This window comes from Rhodococcus sp. ACT016, assembly GCF_050477185.1.
Classification (GTDB): Bacteria; Actinomycetota; Actinomycetes; order Mycobacteriales; family Mycobacteriaceae; genus Prescottella.
The window spans coordinates 594,705-621,363 of record NZ_JBEAET010000002.1 but is presented as its reverse complement, the minus strand read 5'-3'; the positions used below and the strand labels follow the sequence as shown (position 1 = coordinate 621,363).

The following is a 26,659-nucleotide window of genomic DNA, read 5'->3' as shown; positions in this document are numbered from 1 at the left end:
TGCATTCCTTCAGTAGGTCGAGTGATTGATGAGCTCTGGATAGGCGGGTGCCCATGGACGGTTGGCCTCATAGTCGGCGGCAATGCCGAGGACGCTGTGGTCGTCGCCGAACCGCCCCACGAACTGAATCCCGATCGGAAGTCCGCGAGGATCGAGAGCAGCCGGCATGCTAACCGCGGGCTGCCCGGTCAGATTGAACGGGTACGTGTACGGCGTCCACGAGAGCCCGTCGGAGACCTTCCCGTCGACGAGGACGGCCTCACCCTGATCGGACGGGAACGCGGTGATCGGTGTCGTCGGTGTCAGGAGGATATCGACGTCGCGGGTCGCAGTCCGCACGGCCATCGTGTAGTTGTGGCGAAGATCGTGTGCACGCGCGAGTTGACCGGCACCGAGTTTTCGACCCCTCCGGATCAAGCTCGCGTAACCCGGGTCGAGTAGATGCACGATCTCGTCGAAGTTGTCCCAGTGACTCGAGGCCTCGTGACCGGCCCAGATGGTATCGAGGATATGGTAGGGATCTGGAATGTCGATGTCGAGTTCGACAGTGTCATAGCCGATCTCGCGCAACAGCGCCACTGCATCGTAGAGTGCGGTCTCCACGGAGGCCTCCGGTTTTGCGCTGCCGAGCGAAGCCGTGAAGCCCACTCGCAGCGAACGCGTGCCGGTATCTGGCATCGGAAGATCGATCCGATCACCGATATTGCTCAGACGATCTCGAGGATCCGGGCCACTCATGACGGCCACTGATCGAGCCGCATCCTCGACGTTGCGGGTGAGTACCCCGATGTGGGATAGGCCATCGGACGAATGCGGCCAGTATGGAATACGGCCCAGTGTCGGTTTGAAGCCGACGACGCCGCAGAAGGCTGCCGGGATCCGTACGCTGCCAGCGCCGTCCGTCCCGACGGCGACTGGCCCGAAACCCAGCGCTGCGGCGACACCGGCTCCGCCGCTCGAGCCGCCGGCAGAACGCTCGGTCGCCCACGGGTTGAGCGATGGTCCGATGAGTTGGTTTGCAGCATCACCCTTCCAGCCACCTTCGCTGGTGTTGGTTTTCCCAACAATCACTGCACCCGCTTCCCGTAGTCGTGCTACGGATGGAGAATCCTCATAGGGTACAAAGTCTTTCGTTACGAGCGATCCCCGTGTCGTGCGGAGACCACGGGTACGAATCAAGTCCTTGACTGTGACGGGGATGCCCAGCAGGGGCTTTTCGGGGGTCGGCCCGTGGCGTTCGAGCGTTCTTGTCGCCACTTCCGCCTGTGCCCTGCATCCGTCTTCATCCAGGGTGATGAAGGTGTTCAGCGACTCGAATGTCTTCGCGCGGCGGAGGATGTCGTCGATCACCTCGGACGGAGTGTAATCCCCCGTCCGGTAGGCATTTTGGAGTTCGGAGATCGAGTAGAATCCCGGCTCCACTCGTGATGCAGTCATCTTCTTCTCGATTCGGGTTCTTGGTGGGCGTGATTGCGGTGCACACGTCACCGATGCAGTTCGAGATCTCGTTCCTCGCTCGCTACATCAGGTTCCAAACGAGTCGTCCTTGTGCGTGCCACGAGTACCAGGAACACGGCGATGACGACGACCTGAACGGCGACGACCACCGTTGAACTCACTTCGTTCCAGGTTCCTGTGAGCTGCATAGCACCCGGGATCGTCGTTGTTGTGAACGCCTGCAGCACAGCCAGCCAGCCAGTTGGGCGTTGCAGTCGCTCCCATCCCAACGCGAGGATGAAGAAGAAGGCCGAGAACAAGACCACCCAGGATAGCCAGATGAATCCGAACTTGACGTCCGAGAATCGGACAAAATTGACCGCAGCCAGGAACGTGGACACTAGCGCGGCCCACCCGCAGTACCAGCCGAGACCATCTCCTGGCAGGCTTCCGAAGTTGTTGAATGCCACGTAAAGGTAGGTGAAGGCGAAGAGCAGGAAGCCTGTAGCACCCAGAACGACATCGAGCTGCCCGGCCTCCGAATTCAGACTCGAGAGCACCGTAGACAACACGGTAATCACCAGAGCTGAACCGATGAACACGTTAACGGGGGCGGTTGCCTTCGGTCCGACTACACCCAACAGGCCGAGGCCGTTCAGCAGAAGGACAGACCCCACGAACATAAGAGACAAGCTGGACATGACTTCTCCTGATCATTCCCCAATGGATGCATCGATTTAACGATCGACGAAATTGTCGAGCCATGAACTGAAGATCTTCTTGGCAATTTTCATATTTCCGTCGATGTTCAGCCTCAGATCTTCCAAGATCTTCTGCGAAGCGCCCTCCCCGTGGATGGACTCCAATGCCTCCTTGTATTCCGGAATATCTCCCCACTCCGCGGCAAGCGACTCGGTTACCTCGACATGAAACTGGACCCCATAGGCTGCGCCCCGGGCGATGGCCTGGTTCTCATACAGCTTCGATTCACACAGCCGAGAGAATCCCTCCGGCAGAACGAAGGAGTCCGAATGCCACTGGAACACGGGAAACGAGGATGGGAGCTGGGAGAACACCGGGTCCCGCTCGGCGGCTGCGGTTAGGGCAACCTCATTCATACCCACCTCCGGTGCCTCGCCTGTGTAGATCTCGGCACCGAACGAGGCGGCGAGAAGTTGCGCTCCCAGGCAGACGCCCCAGTACGGCGTTCCGGTGCTCACGGCCTCTTCGATGAATTTCCGCTCGTCGACGAGCCAAGGAAATTCGTGATCGTCGACCGCACCCATCGGTCCGCCCATCGCGATGATGGCGTCGTACAACCGCCAGTCGGGCAGCGTATCGCCCCGATCCAACTCGATTCGATCGATTTCGATACCGCGGTCGACGAGTACATCTTCGAAGGCTGCCGGCGGCTCGCATTCAACATGCTGAATTACGAGAACCCGGTGACCGGTTTTCCCGTTGACACCTGCAGCGAAGTTCTGTTTCGACATATACGCCTCTCACATTTCATGGTTGCAGTGGTGGCTTCTGCAGACGATGATGTAGCTGTGATGCCCAGCACACAAGAGGCCACCCATTCGAGATTGGACTTGTTTCTTGTCGACCACGAATAGAATGATCATCTGGCACTTGCTCCGAACCGAAGGCGTTCCTGGGCCGCGGTATCGGAGCATTGCGCAGTGCTTCGAGGCACTGATCTCCGCCGGACACATCCGGGTCGGCGAGAAGCTCCCAGGTGAGAGGGACATAGCCGACGCCCTCTCCGTCAGCAGAACCACGGTGGTGCAGGCCTACAGGAGACTGAAGGAGTTGGGCTGGGCCGAGAGCACAACGGGGAGAGGAACCTTCGCTCGTCGCCCGGTGAAGGAGCGGGCGACGAGGATGATGGACTGGGTCGAAACCCCCGATAACGGCCCACTCGCCGGATCGGCTGCGCACTCGCCAGTTGTCGACTTCGTCAGTCCGACGCCACCTGCCCCGATCGAGCTCCACGACGCTGTCACATCCAGTGCGGCCGAGGTTATTCGGCTCGCCGACAGTGCCGTGCACTATCTACACGGGCTGCCCGATCTGCGGCAGTGGATCGCCGAGTGGTACACGGCCAGAGGACTACCCACCCGATCGAACGAGGTAGTGGTGACGTCGGGCGCACAGCAAGCACTCGCGCTGGTGTGCCGTCTCTTCATGCGCCCGCGAGGATCCGTTATCCTCGAAAGCCCTACGTATCTGGGAGCATTGGATCAGATGCGCTCACGCTCAGCGCACATCGTCTCGGTCCGCTCCGGTGCCGAAGGGTTCGATCCCGGCCAACTCACGGAATCGATGAGGAGTCACCGGCCGGATCTGATCTATACGATGTCGACTTGTCATTCCGTGACCGGAACCGCCATGACCGACGAACAACGCCAGCACGTCGTCGACCTCGCAGCGGCATCCTCCACAGTGATCGTCGACGACGATGTCTACGCGGGTCTGTCGCGGACCAGTGCCCGACAGGCGCCACTGGCTGCCACGAATCCGGATGCACCGATCATCACGATCGGCGGAGTCGGAAAGCTCTTGTGGGACGGACTCAGAGTCGGATGGCTGCGCGCGCCTGCCCCCCTGGCCGAGCGTCTCGCTCGACTCAAGGGTGTCGAGGACTTGGGCACATCACTGATTGCCCAGATCGTCTCACTCGAGCTCCTGTACCACCACACGGAGATCGCGGAGCGGCGGAAGCGCGAGGCGGCCGAGAGTCTGCACCTCACACAGTCACTTCTCCAGGCCGCCCTCCCCGACTGGACGTGGCACACACCGGCCGAGGGATGGTCTCTGTGGATCGCACTGCCCCGCGGCTCGGCGACACAGTTCGCTATCGAGGCACGCAGGAACGGCGTACTGATCGCCGCCGGGTCCACCTTCACTGCGGACGGCAGCGGCGATGACCATGTCCGTCTGGTGTTCTACAAATCCGCAGCCGACATCGAGGCTGGTGTGCGACGACTCAGCGAATCGTGGATGCAGTTCGGTGCAGTGTCGGGGTGAAGACACCGAGGTCACGCCTTCCGGAGGCCTCCCAGCATCAGAGAATGGCCATTAGCGACCAGTACACGACGAGAGTGGTCACAGCCATCGAGGTCACGTTGGCGACGAATGGATGGAACATCGGAGGAATCGGCTTTGCGAGCAGTCGGGCGACGGGAGCCCCGAGTACGGCACCGAGAATTGCGCCCAGGACGAGAGCAGACCAGCTCCCACCGAAAGCGACTACGGCGGTAGGCGCGCTCGAGACCACGGGGACGTAGGTCGCAGTCCACCCCCCAGCGCGATACCACTGGCGCCACAACACCACCCCGATCGCGGAAGTGAGTACCTGGGCGAACAGTATCCGGGGTAGCAGTTCGAGGCCGTAGCCCGCGAAGGTCGGGTCGATGAGGAATCCGACGCACGCGCCGATGATCATTAGCCCCCCGGCCCACTCGCTGCCGATGAACTGTGCCTCCGAGAAGTCGGCGAGCACACGACGAACAGTCCACGCAGCTTCACTCTGTCGGACGTTCATTCGAGCCGGTCCGTGCAGTGGCGGCGGATCGTCGGTCACCCTCATCCAAGGCAAGAAGCGACACGCCGCGCACGCGATCGCCCCGCCGATGGCCATCGCTGAGACGATGCCGACGACATTCGGGATCCCTGTTGGGATACAGAGGTTCGCGATCAGAACCATCGCAAGAGGCGGTACAGTCACGACTCCGAGAACGGCAGCGGTACCCAAGACCGCCCAGCCGCGCCCGTAGAGCAGCACGACAGCAGCGGGGACCGAGGCGACGACGACGAACGTCGGCTGCCACTTCCCGTCCACGAGTAGGCCGCGGAACAGCAGATTCGTCGCCAGCAAGGACAGAACCACCGCTCCGATCATCCACGGAAAGCGGGCGCCAAACCCGTACGCGACCGGTGTGCCGGCGAACCGGGACGAGGACCGCCGGAGCAGATACGCGGCGAACGCGCCCGCGATCAGTCCTACGGACGCGAGTGGACTCTTGTACGAAGTCGGCTCGGTGAAGTCTCCGAGGACCCAGGTCCCCCACGCCGTCCACGACGTCGTGATGTCGGAGGTCCACTGCTCGTAGCTCAGCGTCGAACTCGAGCGGGCGGCCGCGGCAGCTTCAAGCAAGAGCGCGACACCCAGAGCAACTACACAGACAATTGACGCACCGAGAGCTGTTCCGACAGAAGCATATTGGCTGGATTTCGCGATAGTACGTTCACTAGAGGATTTGGTCGTCGACATGCTGACCTTTCCACGGCTGATGGGCACAGAGTCGCGACCGGCGGCGGTCGCGTCGGTGAGGTGACCTATCTGGAGGGGAAGTGGGAATCTCACTTCCCCCTCCAGCCCGGTCACAGTGGGCGGGTGCCAGGAATGCGGTAGTGATCGGCCCAGGGGCGCGCCTGCTCGAAGGCAGCGATCGCTGCCATGACGCCGGCATCGTCGTGCCTGCGCCCCATGACGAGCATTCCCACCGGCAGCCCGTTCGAGAGTCCGGCGGGCACAGATGCACTGGGGTTTCCTGTGAAGTTGGTGAAATAGGTCATGCACCAGCCGATCAGCGGGTCCACCTGTTCACCGTTGATCTCCGTCGGCCCCTGGGTTTCTCCGTCGTGGCCGTTCAGTACGGGCATGCACGCCAGCGTCGGTGCGACGATGTAGTCGTAGGTGGCGAAGACGTCCGCGAAACGGTCGTAGACGTCGGTCCTCATCCGTTGATCCCGGATGAGATCGTCCGCGCCGAGGGTGGGAACCAGATCGACCCAGTGCATCATCGACTCCGGCAGTTCGTGTGGAGTTTCCACTCGTAGGTCTAGGCCGTTCTCGGCGAGAGATGCGAGCGTCTCGTGAACTCCGAACGCCGTCACCCGCGACCACATGTCGCTCAGTTCGCGGTGTGAGACGGTGAAGCCGAAGTCGACGGGTTCGACGACGGCACCGAGATCCTCGAACACCCGTACCGCGTCGTCGACGACGTCCCGCACCTGCTTATCCACCGGGAAGATTCCGTAGTCGGCGGTGTATCCGATGCGCTTGCCCTTCACCCCTCGCGTGAGCGCAGCCATGAAATCGACGGTCTCGTCGAGAGCGATCGGGTCCCGTGGATCGAAACCGTGCAGTGCAGTCATCGCGAGCGCGGAGTCTTCGACGGTGCGCGTGATCGGCCCTTCGTAGAGGAAGCAGGAGGTCCCGAAGGCGTTCGGCCGGGCGACGAAAGGCAGGCGGCCCGCCGATGGCTGAAATCCGACCACACCGCTCCACGCGGAAGGGATGCGGATCGATCCCCCACCGTCGGTGGCGCCTGCAAGTGCGACCATTCCGTCCGCTACTGCCGCCGAACTTCCACCGGACGAGCCGCCCGGATTCCGGCTCGGATCGAATGGATTACGGGTGGGCCCCACGGTTGCGTTGTCCGTCGTCCCGCGAAATCCGAAAGCGGGACTGTTGGTCTGCCCGACGACGATACTGCCGGCGGCCTCGACGCGTGCCGGGAACATGCTCCAGGTGTCGGAGATGTTGTGGCGCAACGCCGACAGGCCGCCGAGCGTCGCGGGCCAGCCCGGCTTGAAACCGAACAGGTCCTTCATGAGGCTGGGCACGCCCGCCAGCACCCCGACGTCTTCGCCCTGCACAATTTGCGCTTCTAGTTGCCGTGCGCGGGCGCGGGCGTCGTCATACCCCTTGTACGTCACGGCATTCAGACTTGGGTTGCGTCGTTCGATTCGTTCGATCGCCGCCTCGGTGGTTTCCACCGGTGAGAGGTGCTTGGCTCGCACTGCTCGAGAGGTCTCCGCCACGGAAAGGGCATCGAGCTCGGAAGATGTCGTCATGGGTGTCTCCTCGCGCCGCGAACGTAACGGTTCGCGTAGGGCTGACTCGCGTAGCGGAAGCTACGACGAGGCCGACGGAGGTAAGGCGCCGGTTCACGCCGGCGTTCTACACATTCCTCCGCCTCGGACCGAATCGAGGGGTCTGCGAACGGATCCGCCGACCCCCTGAGTGGCCCGATGCGGGAAATGTAATTTGCATCACTGGGGTGATGCGTCGGTCAGATTACGTATCTTTCGTCAATGCTCAGCAGCCCTTCACGGTCAGCGAGGAGGGCGGCAGCCGTTCGGGTGGTGACCGACAGCTTGGCAAGGATGTGTTCGACGTGCGTGGTGATCGTTCGCACGCTCGTCGACAGTGCCTGTGCGATAGCGGCGTTCGAAGCCCCCGTCAGCAACACGGCGAGAACATCCAACTCACGCCGGGTCAGCCCGTATGGAAGTGGTTCCTGACGCCAGCTCACGACTGCGCGACATGTCGAACCACCGAAGGGAAACAACTCGACCATCAGTGGTTGCGCCCGCGATTGCCGGCCACTGCGATCGCTGTCACGATCGCACCAGCGAAACCGCGCCGGGCGGTCCGTCCTCGACAGAACCTCGGTTGTCGCCTCCAGCAACGCCGGAGGAGGCAAACCTTCGGGGGTCAGCGGCACCCACCCGTGGACCGGATCGAGTGCGGCGGCGGGGAGCTGTGGTGAGTGCAGCGAGACGAACTGCCGTGCCGGCGCGAGGCGATCGACGAGCGGAGACATCCCGGCCCCGACGATCCCGAGAACTTCACGTACCTCGTCCGCGGGCGGCGCGGCCACCTCGAGGTTCAGCAACAGCATTCCCAGGTACACACCGTCGACGGCACGCAGCAGCATCGTGGCGCCCTCACGGAATCCGTGAGCCTCGACTGCCTCGACGTAGAACGCTGATTCGCGCCGGTCGAACGGACAGTCCTTCCAGAAGACCGGTTCCGCCCGCTGCTCCAGCACACCCCAGACGCGGTCGGTGCGATACCGGGGCCCGTTCAGCGCGGCACGCATCTCCTCGGTGTATCCACGGCTGGCGACAGTGTGATGCGTCGAGGTGCTCGGATCCCAGACAGCGATCTGCGCGGCGTCGTAGGCGACAATCTTCGCCAACTCCCCCAGTACGGCATCGGCACGCTGATCCATCGGCGCGGTGTCGGCGACGATCGCCGAGATCCGTCGTGCCGAGTCCACCATCGATGACCTGGACATGGCGTCATCATAGGTCGAGCCACGAGCAAAGTCGTGCACACGGGAGACGGGCGCCCGGAAGACAATTGACGAGACCGATAGGTCTGCAATCCGTTGTGCTCATTCCCCTTCCATGAGCCGTGCGATTCGACGGACGCCCTCGGTGATCTGTGGGACGGAGGCGGCAGCATACGAGAGGCGGATATACGCCGCGGGGGGCTCGTCGAAGTAGAAGTGTCCGCCGTCGCCGATCAGGACGCCGGCATCCTGGGCGGCGGCGGTCAACGCCGTCGTATCGGTACCTTCCGGGACCTTGGCCCAGAGGTGGATGCTGCCCTGAGGGATGTGCGGCACGCGCACGTCCGGGAGCATCGCCGCGATCTCGCCCAGCATCACGTCGCGGCGCTCCGCAAGGTGCGACCGGAGCCTCTTGAGGTGCCGCGGCCAGGCACTCGAGGTGAGCAGGCTCAGCGCGACCTCCTGGATCAACGGGGGCACACACATGTCGTCAGCGATGCGCGCCGTCCGGAGGCGTTCGCCGGCGGGCCCTCGCGCAGCGATCGCGGCGACCCGCAGTCCCGGTGCCGCCGATTTACTCAGCGTGGCAATCGAAACCACGTACCCGTCGGGATCCTGAATGAACAGCGGTGCGGGCGCACGCCCGTCGATGCTCAGGTGCCGGGCCCAGTCGTCCTCGACGATGAAGGCGCCGTGTCGGGCCGCGAGCCGGAGCACCTCTTCCCGACGCGAGGCGCTCAACACCGCGCCGGTCGGATTGGCGTAGCACGGTTGGAGGTAGATCACAGTCGCGCGGGTGCGTTCCAGCGCGTCGGCAAGTTTGTCGGGCCGGATGCCGTCGGCGTCCGCGGGGACAGCGACGAGTTCGAGACCGGCCGCCTGCGTGGCGATCATCGCCCCTGGATAGCTGGGACTTTCGGCAATCACAGTCGCGCCCGGGTCGGCGAGGGTACGCAGCGCGTAGACGAGCGCCTGCTGCCCCCCGGGCACGATCATCACGTCGCTCGGGTCGGTGTGGAACTCTTCCGAGAAGACTCTGCGCAGATCCGGCAGGCCGGCCGGCGGCGCCATCGTCCACGCCCTCGGGCTTCGCGCGGCACGCGCACCCAGGGACCTGAGGTCTTCGAGCGGCTGTAACTCCGGGGCCAGATAACCCCACGACAACTGGATGTCGTCGGCGGTTCCGTAGGCACCCAGCCGGGAGGTTCTACGCGCGTCGACCCGTGCGCGGCCGAGCGATTGCGATTGCCACGAATAGTCGGGTTCCGGAAGCCGGTCCCGTCCGACGATGAATGTGCCTCGGCCCGGCTCCGCTTTGACCACCCCGAGCGCTTGAAGCTGCGCAATCGCATGGGAAACCGTCGCAGCGCTGGCCTGGAACTCACTTGAGAGCTGACGAACCGGGGGCAGTTTGTCACCGACACGCATCGAGGCGGCACGATTCCGCAGGATCGCGGCGACCTCCGCGGCTCTGTTATCGTTACCCATGAGAGCATTGGATAACGTTACTCCCGCACTGTCAATCGCGTTACTGCCACAGACTTCGCTCGGCTCTCTACGGGAGTTCGCCGCATGAGTGTGCTGCGCTCGGTGCTCAAGGACGTTTCGGCGTCTGCGCTTGTCGCCGGGGTAATTTCAGCGCTGGTGAACTACTCCGGCCCCTTCCTCATCGTACTCGAGGCAACTCGCGCAGCTGGATTGAACGAAGCGCAGACCGCCTCATGGGTGTGGGCCGTATCCATCGGTAACGGCGTCTGCAGCATCGCGTTGAGCCTCTTCACGCGAATGCCGATCATCGTGGCTTGGTCGACGCCAGGTGCCGCGCTACTGATCGCGTCCCTGGGCGGGTTCAGTTTCTCCGACGCGGTCGGCGCGTTCTTCGTCGCGTCGATCGCGGCTGCGGTGGTCGGATACACGGGGTGGTTCGGATGGCTGCTCGACCGCGTGCCCGCGCCGGTGCTGCAGGCGCTGCTGGCCGGCATCTTACTTCCCTTCGTCATCTCGGCCGGCGCAGCATTCCAGGCGGCTCCGCTCCTGGCCGGGAGCGTGATCGCCACCTTCTTCGTCGGCAAGCGGTACTTCGACCGGTACGCGGTCCTCGCGGCGCTGATCGTCGGCGTGACGGTCGCCGCGGTGACCGGTTCCTTCAAGTCGATGAACGTGGGGCTGACGATCACCGGCCCGGTTTTCACGATGCCGACCTTCAACCTCACCGCGCTGGTCAGCATCGGGCTTCCGCTGTTCATCGTGACGATGGCCTCGCAGAACGCTCCGGGGCTCGCGTTGCTGCGATCCGAGGGCTACCGGCCCAACGATCGACTCCTCGTCGGGTCCATCTCCACGGTCTCCGCCCTACTGGCCCCGGCCGGTAACCACGGCATCAACATCGCGGCCATCACCGCGGCCATCGCCGTCGGCCCCGAGTCGCATCACGACCGGAATCGCCGTTACATCGCAGGACTTTCGGCCGGTGTCGCCTACTTGCTCGTCGGCATCTTCGGCAGCTTCCTCGTCGCGGGATTCCAGTCCATCCCCACCGAGACCATAACGACACTCGCCGCGGTAGCACTGCTCGCCTCTACGCTCACCGCATTGAAGGGCGCGATGGGCGGCGACGCCCGCACCGGGGTCTCGGCGCTCACCACGCTCGCGGTCACGATGTCGGGCATCGTCCTCATCAGCGTGGGCAGCGCATTCTGGGGGCTGCTAGCTGGTAGTGCCGTGTACGTGATTTTGGGCCTGCCCACGGTGAAAGGTCGCCCCACCCGCGCCACAAGCGTCGGGAGCCCCGATCCCGACCCGGATGCGCTTGCCGAGGAGGCAATCCGCTGAGAGCGCCCCGCATTACTCGGTCGATGTCCGAAGGTGCGGCGATGATCCGAACGGGTCGTCGCCGCACGAAGACAGCAGGACTGTGAATCATGCTCGATCTCGTCCTCGTCGTCCTCGTGTTCGTGGGTGCGGTAACGCAGAGGCTTGCCGGACTGGGGTTCTCGATGCTCTTGTCCCCCTTTCTCGTACTGTTGATCGGTCCTCAGCAGGGAGTCCTCGTTGTCAACGCACTGGCGTCAATCGCCGCGTTCATCGTCGCCGTCCGAGTGTGGCGCGACATCGACTGGCACCTGCTGCGATGGCTGATGCCGCCCGCTGTCGTCACCGCACTGCTGGGTGCAGGGTTCAGTGCGAGAAGTTCGAACTCAGCGCTTCTCATCGTCATCGGCTCCGTTTCGATTGTCGCGCTTGCGGGATCGATGCTGGTCAAATGCCTCCATGTCCGCGTTTCCGGCCGTATCGCGACGGTGGTTGCCGGGGCGGCAGCGGGAATCACGAACGCGACAGCCGGTATGGGAGGACCGCCGATCACGGCATATGCGATTCTCACCAACTGGCCGCACCGCTCGTTCGTGGCTACAGCACAACCACTGTTCCTGGTTCTCGGAAGCGTCTCATTCTGCGCGAAGCTGTCGATCCTCCCAGCCGGAGCGCCCGCTTGGCCGGCGTGGATGTGGTGCGCACTCGCTTCCAGCCTCCTTGCCGGGACAACGATCGGAGATACTCTGGCCCACCGAATTTCGTCAACTACGATACGTGTGTTCGTCGTGACCGTCGCGCTGGCCGGAGCTGCTTCTGTTCTGTGGGAGGGCCTATTCGCGTGAGCGGCCCTTCCACGTCCGCCGAGCAGCTACATACCCGGCAACAGTGGACAGATTTACACCGTCCACCTACGGATGCCGGTGATTCTGCCCACGACGGTGCTGTCAACGAAAATCTGTGCACGGCATTGTCTTCCCTCAGACCGCCCACGGGCGGGAGAAAGTCAACCGGATGGTCATGCACAACGACGTCACGGTGGCGGTCCTTGGCACCCGGTCTGGTCTCGTCTTTATCAATCAGGACACTTCGTTGACCGGGTGCACGTGGCGCGAGTACAGAAACAGCCGAACCGCCTGCACCAAAATTCTGGTCGGAGCCCCTCCGCACGGGAGGTTCAATACCGGTGTCGTACTCCAGGTCACCATCTGGTGCACCGCACTATCTGTGCCGGCGAATTCGTTGTGACGGCGCCCTGGGGCACGATCGTGCGCGGGGCCCACTTCACACTAGGCTGCACGGCCGCGGAAACCGACGACATCGCCGACTTCGTGCTCCGTCGAGGAATCAGCATCGTCACCGACCTCGGGCAACAGGACACACCCGAGGAATTTCGAAACTACATGCGCACGTATCGACGTCACCAACCTCATGAACCGCAACAGGTGGTCGTCCTGCTGATGGAGACGCTCGGCGAACAGGTTGGTGATGACTTCGCCTTCAAAGGACCCTCCACCTATCGAGGGGAACGTTTCAGGTCATCAATGCGGTGAATTCCCAATCCAGTACCGGTCGGTCTGCCCCCGTCACACCGTGAGCGTGCACCACGGAGCGCAGCTGCACGGCCCACCACTGACCTATCGGTTCGGCGTGAACGACCTGCAGGGTGCTGGTAAGGGTGTCGCCTTCCTGCACCGGTCCGGTGTGATCACACGACCGCCAACCCAGCACGGTCACCAGGTTCGGCAGTGCGCGCGTCGTCTGCGCGAGTGCAATGCCAATCGTGTGCCCGCCGTACACCAGGCGGGAGCCGACAATTCGCTCGTCGTGATGGACGGCGGCGATGTTCAGGCTCAGCCGCGCGAGCTCGGGTGCACTGGTGACGACGTCACCGCTGCCGGCGAACTCCGCGCCGACCAGGTCGGGGGAGAAATGCCGGCCGGAAACCCTGTCCCGGTACGCGTTCAGATCCCAGCTCTCGGGGACCGACCACGCGGGGGTGTCGGACGAACCGATCGCGGACAGGTCGTCGGCGTGGACGACACGCGCCGGGTCGGGACCGTCGCTCAACGGCAGCATCGCGCACCGGTAGAAGTCGAGGACCGTCCGCCCGTCCTGGTCGGTCGTCGTCATCCGGAGCGCCGCCAGACCGGTGGACCGCCGACCCGGACGAGCTGAGTTCTCGCGTAGCCCGACCACTTCGGTCCGCGTGTACAGGGTGTCGGTCAGGTGCGGGAACCGGTGGAAGCGGAGCCCTCGGTAGAAGAGGTTGGCCTTCACATGGTGCGTGGCGAGCGTCGACTGCCCGATTGCGATGTCGCACACCAGGCCCGGGTTCGCGACCGCGGTCGGGGCCCCGGTGACCGCCCGCGACAGGTGAGTGTCGAGAGCCAGTCGGATCCGGTCGCCGAGAATGGCCTGATGCGCAGCGGCGAGTCCGTCGGTGAGGGTGACGCCGGGCGCGGTGTCGAACACCGTGCCGACGGTCAACTCGTCGAAGTAGGGTCCCCCGACGAAGCGTGGTCCAGTCATGTCGTCAGCCTCCGATCTGTGCCAGTACACGTCGAGCGGCCACCGCGACGGCCTCGTCGAGCATCTGGCCATCGAGTTGCCCCGCCCCGGCCCCGGCGTTCTCCGCCTCGGCTATGGCATCGAGAACACGGCGGGCATGGTCGACGGCATCGCTTGTGGGCGTGAAGATCTCGGTCGTCGAATCGACCTGTCCGGGGTGGATGACCCACTTTCCGTCGAATCCGAGATCGCGAGTCCATTGCGCCGCCGCCCGGAAGCCGGCGTCGTCGGCGATGGACAGATGCGGTCCGTCGATCGCCTGGACGCCGGCGGCGCGGGCTGCGATCAACACCCGATCCTGGACGTGGAGCCAACGTGCGGGTATGTGCCCGCCGACTCGACCGAGCGCGGCTCCCAGATCGTCATACCCGATCACGACGGCTTCGAGTCGGTCGGTGGCGCAACAGATCTCGTCGATCGAGCGAAGCCCGTGCGGAGTCTCGATCAGTGCCTGCAACCGGGCCGTCGAGCCCGATTCGGCGAGCAATCGGTCGGCGGTGATCAGGTCGTCGGCGGTGTCGACCTTCGGCAGGACGATGGCGACACCGTCGAGCGCACCGACGGCTCGGAGGTCGTCCAGCGCCCACGCGGTGCCGAGGCCGTTGACGCGAACGGCGACCGTGCGATCGGTCCGGTGCTCCCCGACGATCCGGCACACCACGGCACGCGCCTCCTCCTTGCGTGCGGGCGTGACGGCGTCTTCCAGGTCGAGTACCACCTCGTCGGCGGTCGATTCGAGAGCCTTGGCCATCTTGCGTTCGTCCGAGCCCGGGGCGACCAGAGCGCATCGGCGGCCGAGGGGGGTCATGGGGCCGCTCATGTCGTCTCCGGATTTCCGAGAATGCCCGCGTCGACGAGTGCATCGATGGCGCTGTCGTCCAGTCCGGCAGCCGCGGCCACCTCCCTGGTGTGTGCTCCGGAAACCGGTGCCGGTGCGGCATCGGTGTATTCACCGGACCAGCGGAGTGGGGAGCGTGAGGTCAGCATGGCTCCGATGCCCGGCTGGTCGACCTCCTGCACGACGACGTCGCCCGCGACGTGGCGGATATCGGCGGCAACGTCGGCGAGTGTGCGGTACGCGCTCCACAGGACGCGGGTCCCGTCGAACTCGGCCTCGATCTGTGCGAGCGTACGGGACTCGAACCAGGGGTGCAGGACGGCGGTGACGGCGTCCCGGGCCGCATACCGATCGGCCTCCACGGTCAGGTCGAGCCCGCGATGGCGTTCGAGGGCGGAGAAAACGTCGGCGGTGCCGGTGACGTCGACCAGCGCGCGCCACTGGCCGGTCGTCAGACCCACAACCATGACAGCGCGGCCGTCAGCGGTGGGGAAGTCGACGCCATAGCTACCGAACAGCGCGTTGCCCTGACGTGCGCGCGCGGTACCGCAACGGTCGGCCTCCGCGACCCAGCCCATACTGGCAACCGCGGACAGCGCGACATCACCCAGCGCGAGTTGCAGATACGCGCCCTCGCCGGTCTGCTCGCGCCGGCGCAGCGCCGTCACCAGGCCGAGAGCGGCATACAGCCCGGTCAGCAGATCCCACGCGGGCAAAACATGATTGACGGGGGCGGCGGAACCCTGCGGTCCCGTCATGAGCGGCGGCCCGACCTCGGGTCACCGGTGGCGCCGTATCGGTACTCCGTCGTGCCGGACGGCGAGCAGGGCGAACTCCAGGTCCGCGGACCGAACGTCGTGGACGCCTACCTGGGCAACCCCGAGGCCGCGGATGATTGATCTCGGCGCAGCGGAGCAAGGGACCCTGACGGTCGAGCAAGTCACCCGAGTGGCAGCGTTCGCGCGTGCCCTCGTCACTGGCGCCGGCGGCTGACACATGGACTCCGAGTACGAACCTCTGTTGTGTGCGCCGCACATACGAACGAACGCGCGCCCGCCCGGGATCGGTCGGAACGACAGGTGGAACGACGCCAGTGCATGTCGTGTCAGTCGGCACCGGAGGCAGCGGAGTTTCCTTCTTCAGGCGCCGTAATTCTCGATACCGCCCCACGAAGCTCATTCCGGGAATGGTAAACGAATTCAAGGAAATCGAACTTTTCGGCGGGTCGCTGCAAGTCGCCCCAGCACGCGTGTGATGAGATAAGCGCAGCTATACCCAACCACAATAGGAGGCGGAAAGTTACCGACCAGTAACAAGTAAATATCTTCACGCAGCACTGGGAACAACAAAGCCCCCGGATGGGGGGCCTTGCCGCTTGATACCTGTGCCAAACGGATCGAGATGTAGCTACTGAGGACTCTTCTTCAGTTTTCTGCCCGGACCGGTGTTCTTAGGCGAAGTCGAAGTTGCCGCTTCGACTCCTTGTGCTGCTATCAACCGGGCTTACCGCTGGTAGGTCCTACTTTCCCGGAGGGACTACCTTGTTCGGTACGTCTCAGGGTAGCGCATGCCCTGACAATGCAACAGCACATTCGGCGGAAACGCTCGGCGCGTCGCGCGCGTCGCATGACGCGGATCCCGTGCAGCCCGACGGGGATGAACAAGACACAGAATTCGCAAATGCTGTCGCAGCAGCGAAGGCAAATATCGAACTAGTAACGAACATAAACTCAGCCAGCAATCAATTGGGGCGAACCTGGTCGATCCCGGTAAACCCCGAAATGCAGTCTCGGACGCCCATATGGTCGGGTCGAATGGAGTGGCAGCGCCAGGTTCGCGAGATTATGAATGCGCCCGATGGTATTAGCATCTGCCGACAACACCATGTTGATCCTGAACGGGTCTACGCGGTAGCAGTCAGCATGGCAAGAAGCGCCGATCACCGCACAGGTCGCCGCGTCACCGCATCCAGAGAGCTTCTCGCCGATCGAGCCGGCGTCTCGATCACCGTCCTCAAGCGTGCCCGCCGAGTGCTGTCCGGCCTCGGAATGGCCCAAGAGATGGTTCGTGGGCGGCTTCTTCGTACTATCGAGCGGTGGGCGGCTGAGGCGCACCACGGACGCCGACAGACCAAAGCGACCAGCGTTTGGGCGCTTATCTCCCCAAGATCCGTCGTCACCCGCGACACCGTACATCAGATCCGCGACTCTGCGGGCTCGCGCGGCCGCTCCCCCATTCATCCACAGCCGACCAACCGTGGCCCCCAATCTCTTGGTACTAGCTTTAGTTCTTGTACTTCCGTTAGGAAGTACAAGACAACACGCGCGCAGGCGCGCGACGCGCGAGGGCATTCACTCACAAACCGAGAGCCGCGCCCGATAGCCCTCCAGAAGGCCGCTGCCGAGCTATTGAGGCATGCCTCGTCCTTAAAAGACCCCCGACACATTGGGGCCGTGTGTGACGCGATTAGGGCCCATTCCGTAGACTCTGAACGCTGGTCTGGCCGCGATATCGCGCGTGCCCTCAACGACGACACCAAACGTCGCGGATGGACCTGGCCGGCAGCGGGCACGCTGGATGATCCGATCGCGTATCTGCGATGGCGACTTGCTCGCATTGACTGGTCAGGTCCGTCCTACTCAGAGCAAGCGATTGCCGCGAAGAGGCATCGCGACCAAGAGCGCATCCGCGCAACTGAAGAGGCGACATATCGACTCGCGAGGAAGGCGTCCGCCGCAACCCGACGAACGGCGATGGCGAGGATTGGGCAAGTCCTCGCGGCGAGGACGCGGTCGTGATTGACTACGTTGCACGATGGATCGTGGCTAGAAGGCGGCGAGTGCCCTACCCTCGTATCATGTTTACCGCGGTAAACGTGATGCGGCAGTTCCCGGCCCGCCCCCCTCTCCCCCAGGTGCACCGGGTTTACCGCGGTAAACCCACTCACGTGTCCGGTCATGAGAATCCGATCGACACCGCATTCGTTCCGGACGTGAAGTCCGCCGAGTTCGAACTGCATACGCCTGCCGCATGATGCGGCGTGGTCGGGCGGCGAGTGCAGCGCCGGTTTACCGCGGTAAACATGATGCGGCAGTTCCCGGCCCGCCCCCCTCTCCCCCAGGTGCACCGGGTTTACCGCGGTAAACCCACTCACGTGTCCGGTCATGAGAATCCGATCGACACCGCATTCGTTCCGGACGTGAAGTCCGCCGAGTTCGAACTGCATACGCCTGCCGCATGATGCGGCGTGGTCGGGCGGCGAGTGCAGCGCCGGTTTACCGCGGTAAACCCACTCACGTGTCCGGTAATGAGAATCCGATCGACACCGCATTCGTTCCGGACGTGAAGTCCGCCGAGTTCGAACTGCATACGCCTGCCGCATGATGCGGCGTGGTCGGGCGGCGAGTGCAGCGCCGGTTTACCGCGGTAAACCCACTCACGTGTCCGGTAATGAGAATCCGATCGACACCGCATTCGTTCCGGACGTGAAGTCCGCCGAGTTCGAACTGCATACGCCTGCCGCATGATGCGGCGTGGTCGGGCGGCGAGTGCAGCGCCGGTTTACCGCGGTAAACCAGGGCGCAGAATCTCCCCGACCACTGCACGAACGCGGGAACCAACAGATTCTGCATCCCCGCCCGGATCCCGGCATCTCCGTCAGCGGTATGTGTCCCACTCGTGATGGCGGTGCGTGGAGTCTCCGTTTACCGCGGTAAACACATTGGCGCGACGATCGATTCTGCCCCGACGCCGTTGCTGGCGTGCTGCCTGAGGACGATCGGTCCATCTATCGCGCAACCGCTGGCGGTTTACCGCGGTAGACCGCCAGCATCCTTACTCGGAGCAGCCATCCGACGCTCGTCGTTCCATCAGGATCCGACTCCACAGCGACCCCCGGAGCTCCTGTGTCCAGCGGTACGCGGCGCCGGCGGCCAGTCGATCCACGTAAGGAACTGGTGTGGTTTACCGCGGTAAACAGCGTCCTTCCGACGCGTGCTCCATGAACGAGAATCATGGGGCGCTCCGCGGCGTACCACGTACCACCTTGGGCTGACTAGACCTCACCTGGGTTTCCTAGTCAAACAGTCTGGTAGTCCAAATGCGCTCCAGGCCAGAATTCGTGAGAATTGCGGTCGCCCCGACCAAATCAGTGAAGTCCAGCTGCGATGTAGCCGACTCTTCTTACCTGTGGTTTACCGCGGTGAACCACACCTCGACTACATGAGGAAGTCGCCGAGTCCGAAGCAGTGCCCTATGCCTGCTGTTTACCGCGGTAAACAAGCGATCCAGCCTTTGATGCTTCACGTCCCGTTCTGGAGTACGGTCGGCGGACTGCCTTGGCAAGTAGCGTTGGTTCCGTGCCAAAGAGAGTTGGTCAGCAACAACCTCGAACCGCTTGGATGATGTAGCCGCCGCGAAGCCCGTGGTTTACCGCGGTAAACAGATGGTTCGAGCGAATGCACATTCGGCTTGGTGCGTGGAACCAATCTAGCGAAGAGATGGCGGCCGGCGAAAACGGACGTTGCGTGAGACTCGGGTCCGGGTAGCAGTTGGGCACGGATGCTCACCACTGAAGGGGAGGACAGATGGGGTCGCGCCGCAACTGCGAGACGTGGTGCTTAACCTCGCGCAGAAATCTAATCGTCACAGTGACGAAATGAGCCCACGTCCTGGGTAGGCGCAAAACAGGCGAAGTTTCAGCCCTTCGCCGTTGCTAGCGCTCCGTAGGCATCGGCGTTTCGGAAGTGACGGTTTACCGCGGTAAACCGTCACTTCCGAAACGCCATCTAGGGCGGTTGCAGCTGAGGAAGAGCGCGTTTGGTGTGGGAGTTCGGCGAGCGACGCCCCAGGGTTGAGGAAGGTGATGGAGCGACAACTGGGAACCCGCTGTCACACAGGATCGGTCAGAGGGAAGCTTCGCTCCATAGTCGAACGGCGCGAGGTCGCCGATGACTCGCTTGATTGATTGTGGATCAATGCCGGGCGCCAATCAGCCCCCAAGCGGGTGACTCGACGGAATCGTGTCGGTCGATGCGGCGCTGACTAGGGATCCGATTCGAACGAGGTCCGCCGGGAGAGGCGGTTTACCGCGGTAAACCGCCAAACCAACCGATCTCGGGCGGTTGCAACGGAGGGGAGTGGGATTGATGCGGGAGTTCAGCGAACTCCGCCCCAGGGCTGGCGACAGGTGGTGGCGTGACGCCCGGAACCCGCTGTCGCACCGGATCGCTCAGCTCTATGCTCACGCATTCGGTGTCTGAGGTCGGAGCGCGGAATCGTGTCGATCGATGCGGCGCTGACTAGGGATCCGAACCGAACGAGGTCCGCCGGGAGATGCGGTTTACCGCGGTAAACCGCCAACCAACCGATCTCGGTCGGGGGCGGTAACAACGGAGGGGAGTGGGGTTGATAGTGCGGCGCTGACTAGGGATCCGAACCGAACGAGGTCCGCCGGGAGAGGCGGTTTACCGCGGTAAACCGCCAAACCAACCGATCTCGGGCGGTTGCAACGGAGGGGAGTGGGATTGATGCGGGAGTTCAGCGAACTCCGCCCCAGGGCTGGCGACAGGTGGTGGCGTGACGCCCGGAACCCGCTGTCGCACCGGATCGCTCAGCTCTATGCTCACGCATCCGGTGTCTGAGGTCGGAGCGCGGAATCGTGTCGATCGATGCGGCGCTGACTAGGGATCCGAACCGAACGAGGTCCGCCGGGAGAGGCGGTTTACCGCGGTAAACCGCCAAACCAACCGATCTCGGGCGGTTGCAACGGAGGGGAGTGGGATTGATGCGGGAGTTCAGCGAACTCCGCCCCAGGGCTGGCGACAGGTGGTGGCGTGACGCCCGGAACCCGCTGTCGCACCGGATCGCTCAGCTCTATGCTCACGCATCCGGTGTCTGAGGTCGGAGCGCGGAATCGTGTCGATCGATGCGGCGCTGACTAGGGATCCGAACCGAACGAGGTCCGCCGGGAGAGGCGGTTTACCGCGGTAAACCGCCAACCAACCGATCTCGGTCGGGGGCGGTAACAACGGAGGGGAGTGGGATTGATAGTGCGGCGCTGACTAGGGATCCGAACCGAACGAGGTCCGCCGGGAGAGGCGGTTTACCGCGGTAAACCGCCAAACCAACCGATCTCGGGCGGTTGCAACGGAGGGGAGTGGGATTGATGCGGGAGTTCAGCGAACTCCGCCCCAGGGCTGGCAAGAGGTGGCGGCATGACGCCCGGAAGCCGCCGTCGCGCTGGATGGGCCAGGGGAAGCTTCGCTCCACCGCCGAATGGAGCGAAGTCACCAGTTATGTGTCTGAACAGACTGTCATCAATACCAGCGGCGCTAGCCAAGTTCCACGTTCATGCATCCAGGCGACCCACCAGGAGCGCAGAATCGCGTCGCTCGAAGTGGCGCCCCTCAGGATCCGAAGGGAGCATGGTCCACCGGGAGCTCTGGTTTACCGCGGTAAACCAGATGTCGGATCCTGCGAAGGTTGATGTCAGTGGCGTCGCGACATCCTGTAGCGCGATGCTGACCTGATCTGGCGGGGAGTGGCCGGGATGCGGTGGTTCTATCTGTGACTCGCCAGGACATGATAGGCCAACTGAGATAGTCGAGGTTCAGCCCTGACTACTACGCGACTAGTGCCCTGGTAGCGCCCAACTCGCGCATCAGATTCCGAACGGATCGAGGATCCCTGGCCCGTTCGGTGGGCGCGTACGTCTTGATCTCACTCCGAATCAAACTTGGCTACTGGGCGAGATGACCTTCAATCCGGCAACATCACTGCGGGACTGTGGATTTCAGGTTCCATGCGTAGAGCGAAGCATTGACGACAGAAAGGACAGCCTCAAACTCCGTCACAGTGACGAAACGGGTCGGAGTTTGTGGTCTGCCAATTCCAATCTGAGCAAGGCAGGGCCATCGAAACGATGGAACTCGAACTCTGTACCGGATTCGACCCCAACAGAGTGCGCGACACGCCGATGCCGGTTCGTGAATTTTGGAGAGTTGAAGCGATCGTTCAGCGTGGAAGAGTGTCTTCGTGATGTCCCCAACGACCTCTTCCTGGGCGAGTGTCCATCCACTCGTCGAGGGTCTCCGCTAGCCAGCCGAGCCTGGATCCGATCGCCGCATCCGCTTCTGGCAGAAGGCCTTTCCTCAAGTAGCCCTTAGCCGTGTTGTAGGTGACGCCGATTCGGCCGGCGACCTCATGCAACGTCAAATACTCGATCACGCATCGGATCCTACGACTGTTGGTTGAACAATAGACCTGCCCGGGTCTATTGTTATGGTCGCGCGATGTAAACGGATTCGCTTCGAACGGATTACAGTGTTACGCAGCGTGAAATCGCCACCGATTCACTCTGGTGGTGCAAGTCCGAAGTAGCCCCCTCGGGGGCGAAGTATACGGAGGTTACTCGATGGCTGTGCATGTCATGCTCAACCAGAAGGGTGGAGTGGGAAAGTCCACCCTGACAATGAATCTCGCGGCCGTGAAGGCGGACGTCCTCACCTCAGGTGATGACGACGACGTTCAGTCGCCGGTCGCGGCGATCTCGGTCGACCCGCAGGGATCGGCAGTGTGGTGGGCTTCCCGGGTGCAGGAGCTGCCGTTCCTGATCGATCAGGTCCACGACAATCTTGATGTCCTCCGCAATCTCGACAAGCTGCCCGGCATCAAGCACGTCTATGTCGATACGCCGGGCTGGATCGACTTGTCCGGCAACGACGATGGAACCGACGCGTTGGGTGCCGGCACCTCCGGTGACGCGCTGCGTGCGGTCCTCGACGTCGCGGACCTGGTGATCGTGCCGATCGAACCCGAACCCTTGTGCTTTGACCCGACCGCACGCACCATCAAGCAGGTCCTCGAACCGCTGAACAAGAAGTTCATCGTCGTCGTCAACAACTGGGACCCCCGCGACGGCAAGACCGACCTCGAACAGACCCGCGCCTTTGTCCAGGCAAACGGATGGCCCCTCGCGCGAACCGTCATCCGCCACTACAAGGTTCACACCCGCGCCGCCGCCGAAGGCCGTGTCGTGACCGAGTACGAAGCTAACCGGGTTTCCCTGCAAGCCCGCGAAGACTTCTACAAACTCAGCCTCGAACTCGCGGACGGGGAGCGCTGATGGCGCCCCGAGGCGGACGGGCGAACTTCGCGTCATTGGTCGGATCGGTCGGGGACAACTCGCCTGTCGACCGCAATAAGGCGCCAAAGCCCCAGCCTGCCAACGACGCCGCCGCCGCCGACAGTGTTGTGGTCGACGGCCAGTTCCTGCCCGGTGTTCCACTCGATGATCTCGTCGCGAACCCCCGCAACCCGCGTGACGACGTCGGTGACCTGTCAGACCTGTCGACGATCGCCGAACGCCAGCTCCAGCCTGGTACCGTCATCAGCCGCCGCGCGTGGCTCGCACTGTGGCCGGAAGACGCCGACAGCATCGGCGACGCCAAATATGTTGTAGTCAACGGCAACCGGCGCCTCGCCGCCGCGGTCAAGTACGGGCGCGACGGCCTCGATGTCGTTGTCCGAGACAGCATCGCGGTCACCAGGGGAGAGGTTCTGTGGGCCGCCACAAGCGAGAACATCGACCGCCGCGACTTCGACGTCCTCGAAGAAGCCAAGGCCGTGGAACTGATGGTCGGCGAGTTCGGCAGCGCCGACGCGGCGGCCGCCAAGCTGGGACGCTCGAAGGGCTGGGTGTCACAACGTCGAGCGCTGCTCAAACTCGCCCCCGAGCTGCAGGCAGCGCTGCGCGCTGGTGACCTCGCCATCCGGCACGCCCGCTCCCTCGCGAAGGTGCCCCTCGAGGAGCAGGTCGCCGCCTGGGAAGCCACACAAGATACTGGATCCGAAAAGACCACAAGCCAGCCCGACGCTAGCGAACCGAAAACTAAAACTGCCACAACCTCTTCCGAAAAACTCGAACCCGCGGACAAAGTCGTACAGGCCCTGCGGAAGTTGGGTGCAGATCCGGCCCTTCTCGCAGCGGCCGTCTTCCGCCACTACTCCGACGAGGAACGACGTTCACTGGTCGACGCTCTCGAGCAAGGGCAGCAGTAGTCCGCGGAGCGCAAATGCGCATGGCGCGGTAGGGGACCACCCTCACGATCGAAGCTCCCTACCGCGCCATTCACACACACGCCAGCCCGACGCCAGCGAGCCTAAGTCCCTCAGGAAGTCATGTGCGGTGCCGTGGCGTACACGGCGCTTGCCCTATCGCCGTGAGACTCACTGGAGAACGGGCCAGGTCTCCGATTTCAAAGTCCGTCCTGGACGGAAGTTTGGAATACTCGGAATCTGCGGGGTGCTCAAGATTTGCGTCTTCGACGCATAGCAATGACCCGGGAAGGGCCTGTCTGCAGATTGAGACGGGACCTTCATCGATGGTCTGTTGAGCTCGACTGGGGGAAGGGCTCAGGGACTTCAGCGGCGCCGTTTACGACCACGGAAGTGGGCGCTGGCACCGAGAACCAGGCTGACTCCCAGCCCACTGTTCGCGGAGTAGTGGTCATGGTCCCGCCCATTCAGGTGCCTATGCAGAGCCGTACGGCCACCATTGTCGTGGTCGTACAGCGCCCACGGGAACCGAGGAGGCTCAGACGATTTGTGGTTCGCAGGAGACTTGGCGGGGGTCACTAGTCAGTCGTGGATCGTGGAATAGGTGTCCGAAAACTGCTTCAATCGCACTCAACTGCGGACGATCTGGCGTGAGGCGCCTGCTGTGGTGATCTAGCGATACTCATATGCCGTCAAGAAGGGCAAGGAGATCGTTCAAGAGTACGTCGGCGCGGTCCTCGACGTCGTCGAGTATGTCGAGGACGTCCTTGAGGGACTCTTGCGCACGGAGGCGCGCGTCTGTTCCGCGTTCGTAGTAGTTCGGATCGAGCAACACGGAAACCGATGGTGGATCCGAACGGGTGTGGCTTGGTTCCTGCAGTCGGAGCGGCCGGTGGATGGGGGGAATACCGGTGAGGTGGGCGCGGGTGAGGAAGGCGACTGACTGTGGTGTCATCGCCTGCGCCGGCAGCGGGAGATGTCCCCAGCGGTCGATCGGCGGTAACAACGGTTCGGCAGCTTGACGTTCGGTCAACTCGGGTACCGAACTCATTTGGGACCCGGTCAGATGGGACTCGAGCATCCGAGTGTTGGGGTAGTGGTCGAGGAAGGACAGAACTTCGGCCCACCGCCGTTGGACGGCGGCGGAAGTGTGGTCGGGAGCCGTGCCCGGGCTGGGCGCGAGACGGAACTGCTGCCCGTCGATGGCAGCGACGAGCGTTTCGTCGGGGTCGGTGGTGAGGTCGCCGCGGCGTAGACGAGTGATCTGGGTGAAGGTCATTCCGGTCGCTGCCAAGACGAGGAGCAACGCGTCGCGGCGGCCGAACAGCCCGGCCGGCCACTCCGCGACGGGAAGGTCTTCAGCTCGATGCTGCAACGTCGTGGCGAGATGATCCATGCGCGCGGTGCGGCCGGCGTCGAGGTGACGGCGGACGGTCTCGCTGCGACCAGGAGGCGGAAGGCGGTGCTTGCGGTGGATGGTGTTGATTGTGCTGACCCGCCGCCGCTGTGTCGCCGCCGCGGCGGGGTGCTCGTGGAGGAACTGCGCGAGCGTCCCGGGGGCGGCGGGCAGCGGTGGCTGATCGGTAGCGGTGCACCAGTCGGTGAACAGGACCCAGTCGTGCTGGTACCGACCAGCCACCCGCGACACGGGAGGGGGTGTGTCGATGTGGTTGCCGCTCATGATGTTCAGAGCCCGAGGTGGGTGACGGCGTTGCCGATCAGGGGGCGTGCTCGCGGGCGTAGATCTCGAGCATGGCAGGGGTGGTGTGCCCGGTTTGGCGCATGATCGCGTGCGCGGACGCGCCGTTGCGGAAGGCTTGAGTGACGAACCCGGCCCGTAGCGAATGGCCCCCGAGCTGTGCGACCAGTTGTGGGTCATAGCCAGCGTGCAGGGCCCGGCGTCGGATGGCGGCGTGCACGGCAGCCCCGGACAGGGGAGTGGTCGAGAGGTTGCCGTTCTTGCGGATCGACCGAAGAAGCGGCGCCGACGCAGTCGTTCGGGGTGGGCGCCGCCGCACACGTGCGCCTCGAAGGGGCCGGCGCCGCGGAGCAGCCGGATCAGTGCCGGCCGCCCGCCACCATCGAACGCAGCAACGACCTGCGCCCACCGCATGTATGCGCAGGGTGGGCAACTGGTGTGGGAGCTGGTATGGGGCAGCGCCCGGACAGTGCCGTGGCCTTCCTGGTCAGTCTTCGACCTACGTAACCGGACATGGATACCGTCGAGCCGGTGCAGGGTGACGTCGCCACAGGCCAGCGCAACAAGTTCGCTGCGGCGGAACGCGCCGGCGAACCCCAGGAGTACCAGGGCTGCGTCGCGGCGCTCGAGTACCTCGTCCGCCCAGCTCGCACAATCGCTACGAGCCTTGTCGACGATGGTGACGATGTCGGCGGTCAGCAGTGGTGCCCGCGGGCTGCGGGGCCGTTCGCCGGCGGCGGCGTAGTCGCGGCGTATCCCTGAGAGTGTCGCGCGTACGAGATCATCGCTGGTGGGGCTGGGGTGTCCGGATTCGCGATGGTGGTGGGCGATCGCCGCGACGTGGTGCGCCAACGTCGACGGGGCGTAGGCGCGCCTGCCGTCCGGGGTCAGGGTATCCGCGGCTGCAACCAGATAGGCGGCGACGGTGACCGGGGCTGCCGGCAAGGCGGGGTGGCCTTCGCCGGTGTAGGTGCTTGCGGGTCTTGGCAGTCGGCCATCGCACTGACCTGCCGGTTTCCGTTTCCCTGTCGCCGGGAGATCTTCGCGATCTTGTCGGAATCCTCGGATATTCCGGGTGGCGTGTCACGAGGCGATGACCCTGAGCTGGGGAAACGTCGAGGGGCGTGCGCCCTACCGACATGAAATCTGGATACC

At 63.7% G+C, this 26,659-nt stretch carries 17 protein-coding genes and 1 pseudogene; 6 read left to right on the top strand and 12 right to left on the bottom strand.

The features are described from left to right. Nucleotides 1-9 precede the first annotated feature (9 nt). From ACQ5DX_RS29680 to ACQ5DX_RS29670, 3 genes are all read right to left on the bottom strand, one after another. Complete coding sequence (locus ACQ5DX_RS29680; protein ID WP_430336305.1) at nt 10-1,350, bottom strand: amidase; 1,341 nt, start codon at nt 1,348-1,350, stop codon at nt 10-12. A 134-nt stretch (nt 1,351-1,484) separates the two neighbouring features. Further along, nucleotides 1,485-2,138 carry an AmiS/UreI family transporter gene (locus ACQ5DX_RS29675; RefSeq protein ID WP_430336304.1) on the bottom strand — a complete coding sequence of 218 codons (654 nt, stop codon included), beginning with the start codon at nt 2,136-2,138 and terminating at the stop codon, nt 1,485-1,487. Nucleotides 2,139-2,174: 36 nt separating this feature from the next. Then, nucleotides 2,175-2,930 carry a type 1 glutamine amidotransferase gene (locus ACQ5DX_RS29670; RefSeq protein WP_430336303.1) on the bottom strand — a complete coding sequence of 252 codons (756 nt, stop codon included), beginning with the start codon at nt 2,928-2,930 and terminating at the stop codon, nt 2,175-2,177. A 124-nt stretch (nt 2,931-3,054) separates the two neighbouring features. Here ACQ5DX_RS29670 and ACQ5DX_RS29665 point away from each other — a divergent pair, with 124 nt between their 5' ends. Further along, a complete protein-coding gene (locus tag ACQ5DX_RS29665) occupies nt 3,055-4,467 on the top strand; it encodes a PLP-dependent aminotransferase family protein (protein ID WP_430336302.1) in 1,413 nt (470 codons plus the stop codon). Nucleotides 4,468-4,504: 37 nt separating this feature from the next. On the opposite strand, the gene ACQ5DX_RS29660 is transcribed toward ACQ5DX_RS29665, so the two are convergent. The 4 genes from ACQ5DX_RS29660 to ACQ5DX_RS29645 all read right to left on the bottom strand — a co-directional run bounded on the left by ACQ5DX_RS29660 (nt 4,505) and on the right by ACQ5DX_RS29645 (nt 10,016). Continuing rightward, nucleotides 4,505-5,827, bottom strand: coding sequence for a hypothetical protein (locus ACQ5DX_RS29660; protein ID WP_430336301.1), 1,323 nt, complete (start codon nt 5,825-5,827; stop codon nt 4,505-4,507). Then, nucleotides 5,824-7,302, bottom strand: coding sequence for an amidase (locus ACQ5DX_RS29655; RefSeq protein ID WP_430336300.1), 1,479 nt, complete (start codon nt 7,300-7,302; stop codon nt 5,824-5,826). The genes ACQ5DX_RS29660 and ACQ5DX_RS29655 overlap by 4 nt, the downstream gene beginning before the upstream one ends. A 218-nt stretch (nt 7,303-7,520) precedes the next feature. After that, nucleotides 7,521-8,531: a response regulator transcription factor gene (locus ACQ5DX_RS29650; RefSeq protein WP_430336299.1), complete on the bottom strand. Its 1,011-nt coding sequence runs from the start codon at nt 8,529-8,531 to the stop codon at nt 7,521-7,523. Between the two features lie 99 nt (nt 8,532-8,630). Further along, the gene (locus tag ACQ5DX_RS29645; RefSeq protein ID WP_430336298.1) at nt 8,631-10,016 is read right to left on the bottom strand and encodes a PLP-dependent aminotransferase family protein; all 1,386 of its coding nucleotides are present in this window, start codon (nt 10,014-10,016) and stop codon (nt 8,631-8,633) included. A gap of 84 nt (nt 10,017-10,100) precedes the next feature. Between ACQ5DX_RS29645 and ACQ5DX_RS29640 the strand changes: the two genes are divergently transcribed. From ACQ5DX_RS29640 to ACQ5DX_RS29630, 3 genes are all read left to right on the top strand, one after another. Continuing rightward, nucleotides 10,101-11,360 (top strand): benzoate/H(+) symporter BenE family transporter, encoded by a 1,260-nt coding sequence (locus ACQ5DX_RS29640; protein ID WP_430336297.1) that lies wholly within the window; start codon nt 10,101-10,103, stop codon nt 11,358-11,360. Nucleotides 11,361-11,449: 89 nt separating this feature from the next. After that, entirely contained in the window at nt 11,450-12,184 is a 735-nt protein-coding gene (locus ACQ5DX_RS29635) for a sulfite exporter TauE/SafE family protein (protein WP_430336296.1), read from the top strand. A gap of 366 nt (nt 12,185-12,550) precedes the next feature. After that, on the top strand, nt 12,551-12,892 hold the full coding sequence (locus ACQ5DX_RS29630; RefSeq protein WP_430336295.1) for a hypothetical protein: 342 nt from the start codon (nt 12,551-12,553) through the stop codon (nt 12,890-12,892). Here the strand turns inward: ACQ5DX_RS29630 and ACQ5DX_RS29625 are convergent. Genes ACQ5DX_RS29625 through ACQ5DX_RS29615 form a run of 3 tightly spaced genes read right to left on the bottom strand, consistent with a single transcriptional unit; the run spans nt 12,873 to nt 15,506 of the window. After that, nucleotides 12,873-13,871 carry a MaoC family dehydratase gene (locus ACQ5DX_RS29625; protein WP_430336294.1) on the bottom strand — a complete coding sequence of 333 codons (999 nt, stop codon included), beginning with the start codon at nt 13,869-13,871 and terminating at the stop codon, nt 12,873-12,875. The two genes, ACQ5DX_RS29630 and ACQ5DX_RS29625, sit on opposite strands and share 20 nt — an antisense overlap. 4 nt (nt 13,872-13,875) lie before the next feature. Next, nucleotides 13,876-14,730 carry an HpcH/HpaI aldolase/citrate lyase family protein gene (locus tag ACQ5DX_RS29620; protein ID WP_430336293.1) on the bottom strand — a complete coding sequence of 285 codons (855 nt, stop codon included), beginning with the start codon at nt 14,728-14,730 and terminating at the stop codon, nt 13,876-13,878. After that, nucleotides 14,727-15,506 carry a CoA transferase gene (locus tag ACQ5DX_RS29615; RefSeq protein WP_430336292.1) on the bottom strand — a complete coding sequence of 260 codons (780 nt, stop codon included), beginning with the start codon at nt 15,504-15,506 and terminating at the stop codon, nt 14,727-14,729. Before ACQ5DX_RS29615 ends, ACQ5DX_RS29620 begins: the two co-directional genes overlap by 4 nt. Before the next feature lie 6,656 nt (nt 15,507-22,162). On the opposite strand from ACQ5DX_RS29615, the gene ACQ5DX_RS29610 reads away from it, so the two are divergent. Next, complete coding sequence (locus ACQ5DX_RS29610) at nt 22,163-22,873, top strand: ParA family protein (RefSeq protein ID WP_430336345.1); 711 nt, start codon at nt 22,163-22,165, stop codon at nt 22,871-22,873. Next, on the top strand, nt 22,873-23,808 hold the full coding sequence (locus ACQ5DX_RS29605; protein ID WP_430336291.1) for a ParB/RepB/Spo0J family partition protein: 936 nt from the start codon (nt 22,873-22,875) through the stop codon (nt 23,806-23,808). Before ACQ5DX_RS29610 ends, ACQ5DX_RS29605 begins: the two co-directional genes overlap by 1 nt. A 679-nt stretch (nt 23,809-24,487) precedes the next feature. Here the strand turns inward: ACQ5DX_RS29605 and ACQ5DX_RS29600 are convergent. Together ACQ5DX_RS29600 and ACQ5DX_RS29595 are read right to left on the bottom strand one after the other, a co-directional pair. Continuing rightward, entirely contained in the window at nt 24,488-25,444 is a 957-nt protein-coding gene (locus tag ACQ5DX_RS29600) for a hypothetical protein (protein ID WP_430336290.1), read from the bottom strand. Nucleotides 25,445-25,491: 47 nt separating this feature from the next. Further along, a pseudogene (locus ACQ5DX_RS29595) lies at nt 25,492-26,494 on the bottom strand (site-specific integrase). Nucleotides 26,495-26,659: the final 165 nt, after the last annotated feature.

Coding starts and splice junctions, on each gene's coding strand:
- ACQ5DX_RS29610 (WP_430336345.1), top strand. CDS start 22,163: ATGGCTGTGCATGTCATGCTCAACCAGAAGGGTGGAGTGGGAAAGTCC.
- ACQ5DX_RS29640 (WP_430336297.1), top strand. CDS start 10,101: ATGAGTGTGCTGCGCTCGGTGCTCAAGGACGTTTCGGCGTCTGCGCTT.
- ACQ5DX_RS29635 (WP_430336296.1), top strand. CDS start 11,450: ATGCTCGATCTCGTCCTCGTCGTCCTCGTGTTCGTGGGTGCGGTAACG.
- ACQ5DX_RS29615 (WP_430336292.1), bottom strand. CDS start 15,506: ATGACGGGACCGCAGGGTTCCGCCGCCCCCGTCAATCATGTTTTGCCC.
- ACQ5DX_RS29665 (WP_430336302.1), top strand. CDS start 3,055: ATGATCATCTGGCACTTGCTCCGAACCGAAGGCGTTCCTGGGCCGCGG.
- ACQ5DX_RS29645 (WP_430336298.1), bottom strand. CDS start 10,016: ATGGGTAACGATAACAGAGCCGCGGAGGTCGCCGCGATCCTGCGGAAT.
- ACQ5DX_RS29650 (WP_430336299.1), bottom strand. CDS start 8,531: ATGTCCAGGTCATCGATGGTGGACTCGGCACGACGGATCTCGGCGATC.
- ACQ5DX_RS29620 (WP_430336293.1), bottom strand. CDS start 14,730: ATGAGCGGCCCCATGACCCCCCTCGGCCGCCGATGCGCTCTGGTCGCC.
- ACQ5DX_RS29670 (WP_430336303.1), bottom strand. CDS start 2,930: ATGTCGAAACAGAACTTCGCTGCAGGTGTCAACGGGAAAACCGGTCAC.
- ACQ5DX_RS29605 (WP_430336291.1), top strand. CDS start 22,873: ATGGCGCCCCGAGGCGGACGGGCGAACTTCGCGTCATTGGTCGGATCG.
- ACQ5DX_RS29675 (WP_430336304.1), bottom strand. CDS start 2,138: ATGTCCAGCTTGTCTCTTATGTTCGTGGGGTCTGTCCTTCTGCTGAAC.
- ACQ5DX_RS29625 (WP_430336294.1), bottom strand. CDS start 13,871: ATGACTGGACCACGCTTCGTCGGGGGACCCTACTTCGACGAGTTGACC.
- ACQ5DX_RS29655 (WP_430336300.1), bottom strand. CDS start 7,302: ATGACGACATCTTCCGAGCTCGATGCCCTTTCCGTGGCGGAGACCTCT.